Below are 4082 nucleotides of genomic sequence, written 5' to 3'. Positions count from 1 at the left end.
AGCCCTAATAATCAACCTATGTAAATAAGCTAATTTTTAATAACTATTCTTACTTTTTGTAAGAAGAAGCCATGTTGTCTAAACGGTCGTTAGCACGTTTAGCTTCAGCTTGTGCGTCCATAGAAGCTGCTTTAGCGCCTTTAACATCGGCAGATAGCATGCTTTGCTCAGACTTTAAAGAACCAACTTGTGCTGATAGTTGATCAACTTTGTTACCTAGGTTTGCTACGCTTTCTTCTAAAGCAGTAGTGTTAGCACAACCACCTAATAAAGCAGTTAACGCAACACCAGCAATCATCAGTACTTTCTTGTTCATGGGTAAATCCCTTAATATATAGGTTGTTAAATAGTGCAACGGCATGTGCCTTTGCAACGGCGTAATTATGTCACATATTTTTTTATTTGCTATAGGCAAATATAAGATTGTTTATTTAAAATAGCGAAATAAATGAAAATTGCAAGTCTAGCGGGCCAAAAGCATCATTAATTGCCGAATTTATATAAATCTTAGTGATTTGTTGCTTATTCTCTGTTAAAAAATGCTTTTTTCCGCTTTTTTTCATAAAACACTAAATAGGCAATAGCTAATGTAGCTGTTCGCTTTCAATGTATTGTATTTTATAGCTATTAATCGTTTCAGATCGCTTTAGCTGAAGTTGGTTTTTAATTTGTTCTCCTTGGTAGCCTGCAGCAATAATCGATTGCACATCAACGTTGCTCGCTAACTCATAGCAATGCTGTAAATATTCAGCTTGTGGATAGGGAGAATGTTCAAATCCAGTTCGCCCTCTTAAGTCGCCATGACAACATAATAATAGCTCTGTTAAGCGTTGTGGTTTTCGCCAAAAATCACCTTTATCAAATAATTTGACGATGGTTTCTGCTCTTAGTTCAAAGGCGTTATGGATATTTTGGTGTTGATCGCTAACTAATAAAGCTAAATCACGGTATTCGTTTGGCACCCTTATTCGCTTACAAAGCTTTTTAATGACCGGCAAACCTTTTTGACCGTGGCCATGATGCTTCGGCCAGTTTTGTTTTGGGGTTAACGCTTTACCTAGGTCGTGAACCAGTGCAGCAAAACGTACCGCTTTATTGTTACTGAGCAAACTGGTTTGTTCGAGAACCATCAGGGTGTGAATGCCTGAGTCAATTTCCGGGTGCCACTTTTCAGGTTGCGGTACGCCAAACAACGCATCAATTTCAGGAAATAACACTGTTAATGCTTGGCATTGCTTTAATACGTCGAAAAAAATGTGAGGGCTTTGGCTACTTAATGCTTTATCACATTCTTGCCATACGCGTTCTGGAGTGAGGTGATCTAATTCACCACTATTAGCTATGTCGGTCATTAACTGTAAGGTTTCAGGTGCAATAGTAAAACCTAGGTGATGAAATCGAGCTGCAAAACGAGCCACTCGTAATACACGCAATGGATCTTCAACAAAAGCATCTGACACATGGCGAAGTATTTTAGCGCTAATGTCCGCGATACCGTGGTACGGATCAGTCAGAGTGCCGTGCTCATCTTGTGCGATAGCATTAATGGTTAAATCACGGCGTAATAAGTCTTCTGCGAGGGTGACATCTTTATTAGCATCACAACTAAAGCCTTGATAGCCATTACCGGTTTTGCGTTCTTTTCTGGCCAGCGCATATTCTTGTTGAGTTTTAGGGTGTAAAAAAACAGGAAAGTCTTTTCCGACTTGCTGATAACCCAATGCGAGCATTTCTTCAACGCTGCTACCAACAACCACATAATCTTTATCAACGACTGTTTGTTTAAGAAGGGTATCGCGTACGGCCCCGCCTACTAAATAAATCTTCATGGTGTATCACAACGTGTAATAATAAGTGGCTTAAATCTTATCAGAGTTAGATTTTTACGGCTAACTTTTGACAAGCTGTCACACAAGCATTAACGTGAGTCGTCAGTTTCAAATAAGGATTTTTGGTCGAATGTATAAAGCCTTCTATGGATTAAACGATAATCCATTTTCTATCGCGCCTAACCCTCATTATATGTTCTTAAGTGACCGTCACCGAGAGGCTTTGGCTCATTTAACCTACGGACTTGGTGAAACCGGTGGTTTTGTATTATTAACGGGTGAAGTCGGTACTGGAAAAACCACTGTTTCACGCTGTTTATTACAACAAATACCCGATAATACCGACACCGCATTTATTCTTAATCCATCGTTGACTGAGCTTGAACTCTTGGCCACGTTATGTGATGAGCTGGAAATTAAATATGGTGAGAATCCTACGTTAAAACAGCTGACAGATTTAATCAGCATGTATTTGTTAAACAATCATAAAAATGGCCGTAATACGGTACTGATTATTGATGAAGCACAGCATCTTCGTTCTGAAGTATTAGAACAGCTGCGTTTATTGACCAATCTAGAAACCAATACCAAAAAACTGCTGCAAGTGATTTTGATTGGTCAGCCTGAATTACAACAACTGCTAAAGCGACAAGACTTACGTCAGCTAGCACAGCGGATCACCGCTCGTTATCATTTATTACCACTAAATAAAGACGAAATTGGCTTATATGTGCTGCATCGTTTGCAGGTTGCTGGTAGGCATGAACCTCTATTTACGCGTAAAGCGATAACCGCGTTGCATAAACATTCTGGCGGTATCCCAAGGTTAACCAACTTATTGTGCGAGCGTGCATTAATGGCTGGTTATGGACAAGCTAAAGTACCGATTGATCACAAAATGGTGAATCAAGCAGCAGTCGAAGTCTTAGGTGATATTGATATACCTGGAGATAAACGCTGGCCCTTTGTTGCCGCTACAGCGTTGGTGCTCGCTTTTGGTTTATCATTTTATCTGTTTAATCGTTTAGCCATTGAAAATAATATCAATGCAAATGCGGCGATACCAGATGTTCAAGTGCAATCTAGCATCGCAAATCAAACGCCTGCAGTTATGCCAAGTCAGACAAACCAAGTAGCACAACCTCAGCCTCAACAAGTACAAACAGCAACTCCAGTTGCCAATGCACAACAACAAATTATGCGCCAAGCCATGTTACAAAGCAGTAGCATTGATAATGCCTTTGCCGGATTATTTGGCCTGTGGAATAAACAGCCTATTATTGGCTTGTCTGCTTGCCAGGCAGCACAGCAACAGGATTTAGCCTGTTACCAGCAGCAAGGTAATTGGCACAGTATTATGCGGCTTAATTACCCAGCAGTTGTGTACTTGCAAGATGCACAAGCGAATGTTTTTTATGGCGTAATTGTTGAACGTCAAGCTGAGCAGATTTTATTGCAACTGGGCGAGCAGCAGTTTTGGGTGAATAAAGATTGGTTTGACCGTCATTTTAGCGGCACTTTCGAAATTTTGTGGCAACCAGATAGCATTCTACCTCGTGAAATTGGCCAGTCCTCTAGCTTGGCGCAAGTACAATGGCTTGAGAATAGCTTAGCGTTAGTCAACAAACGACGTGCACGACTACTGACGCAGTTTGATAGTGAATTAGAGCAACAATTAATGCAGTTTCAACGTCAACATGGTTTAAAACCAGACGGTATAGCAGGCAATCAAACCTTGGTGCAACTTAACTTATATTTGAGCCAGCAAGGCCCACGATTAAGTGCCTCCGAGGTGCGCAGTTAATGTCAATTCTATTGGATGCGGTTAACCGAAAAAAGCAGCAACAAGGTGATGTTGTCGATATTATGTCGACGCCGCCTCAATATACATCGCAATCTACCCCCTCAAATAAGTTGAATAAATATAGTTTATTGGCTGCAGCCATTGCCTTAGGCATTGGTGCCGCATGGGGCATGAGTGTGTTATTACCATCACCGTCAGCGGCTGATCAATACAGTGGCGCTAATGCACTGCAATCTTTGCCGCCACCTGCTGCAGTCGCTGTTACACAAAATAAAGCCGCTGAATTGTTGGAGGTTAAAAAAAATGAACCTGCTGTACAAAGTAATGACGATATTCGTTTAGCGGGTAAGGTGGCATTGCCTATCGCTAAACCGTTCAATACGATGGTAATGAACGTGCCTGCTTCATCGAGTTATAATGCCAATGGTTACGCTGAGTCTTCAGGTGTG

At 41.0% G+C, this 4082-nt stretch carries 3 protein-coding genes and 1 pseudogene; 2 read left to right on the top strand and 2 right to left on the bottom strand.

All coding sequences use genetic code 11. The annotated features are described in order from the left end of the window. Window positions 1-49: 49 nt before the first annotated feature. Window positions 50-316: an Lpp/OprI family alanine-zipper lipoprotein gene (locus H5202_RS18595; RefSeq protein WP_182773380.1), complete on the bottom strand. Its 267-nt coding sequence runs from the start codon at window positions 314-316 to the stop codon at window positions 50-52. 268 nt (window positions 317-584) lie between these two features. After that, the gene (locus tag H5202_RS18590) at window positions 585-1829 is read right to left on the bottom strand and encodes a multifunctional CCA addition/repair protein (RefSeq protein WP_182773379.1); all 1245 of its coding nucleotides are present in this window, start codon (window positions 1827-1829) and stop codon (window positions 585-587) included. Window positions 1830-1959: 130 nt separating this feature from the next. Here H5202_RS18590 and H5202_RS18585 point away from each other — a divergent pair, with 130 nt between their 5' ends. Both H5202_RS18585 and H5202_RS18580 read left to right on the top strand, forming a co-directional pair. Next, window positions 1960-3633, top strand: coding sequence for an ExeA family protein (locus tag H5202_RS18585; protein WP_182773378.1), 1674 nt, complete (start codon window positions 1960-1962; stop codon window positions 3631-3633). After that, window positions 3633-4082, top strand: a pseudogene (locus tag H5202_RS18580) (hypothetical protein); the annotation flags it as partial. The gene H5202_RS18585 and the pseudogene H5202_RS18580, both read left to right, overlap by 1 nt.

The organism is Shewanella sp. SG41-4, assembly GCF_014164505.1.
Lineage (GTDB): Bacteria > Pseudomonadota > Gammaproteobacteria > Enterobacterales > Shewanellaceae > Shewanella.
The sequence above is the reverse complement of the archived record's forward strand: the minus strand, read 5'-3'. Positions and strand labels throughout refer to the sequence as shown.